At 49.1% G+C, this 670-nt stretch carries 1 pseudogene; it reads right to left on the reverse strand.

What is annotated here, in order from left to right:
• Window positions 1-185: 185 nt before the first annotated feature.
• Window positions 186-527 (reverse strand): annotated as a pseudogene (locus tag MKS11_RS27480) (hypothetical protein); the annotation flags it as partial.
• Between the last annotated feature and the right edge of the window lie 143 nt (window positions 528-670).

The following is a 670-nucleotide window of genomic DNA, read 5'->3' on the forward strand; positions in this document are numbered from 1 at the left end:
ATGGCGTGAATTTCCGCGCTATGCACTTGCGCGCATACTCATGCATGCCGTAAAAACAGAGCCTGCGCGTTTCTGGCGGGTTTTCGGGTGGTTTGTTGCCTGTTTTACCGGTTTCCCGTCAGAAACGTCCTGAGGCCGTTTTAGCGGTGCGTACAATTAAGGGATTATGGTAAATGGTGACTTGGTTAATCATAAACATCCTGGGGGATGGCATACACCAGTTGGATATCCGGTGCATCGTTGAGCCATCGACCTGATTTTTTCATTAAGTAGCCACCAATTTCTTCGGTAGTCAGCCGGGCATGAAACAATGCTTCATCATTGAACCAGCAGTCAGGGTGATAGATGAGATCCAGTGGGTTTGCCTTGAAATTAATCTCCAGTAACTGGAGTGCATAGCTGTGGTCAGATGCACTACCTTCTGCTTTGCGTATGAAGTTGATAACGTCGTTCAGTTCTTTCCATGTAAAGTCATCGAGGTATTTTTCCTGATTAAGCGCCATCCTGGTGAAATCTAGTGCACTTGACGCACCTGGTGCAAACGGACCACTGACGCTAAGCGGGCCGGTACCACTACCGGAGCGTATTCTGCATACCGGTGATCAGATTTCGGCGCCACAGGCTACAGATAAAACCGTGACGCCGGTAGCGGATGACCTCGATTTTGACG

It is taken from the genome of Klebsiella sp. K5-45 (genome assembly GCF_030128605.1).
In the GTDB taxonomy this organism is placed as follows: Bacteria; Pseudomonadota; Gammaproteobacteria; order Enterobacterales; family Enterobacteriaceae; genus Klebsiella; species Klebsiella quasipneumoniae.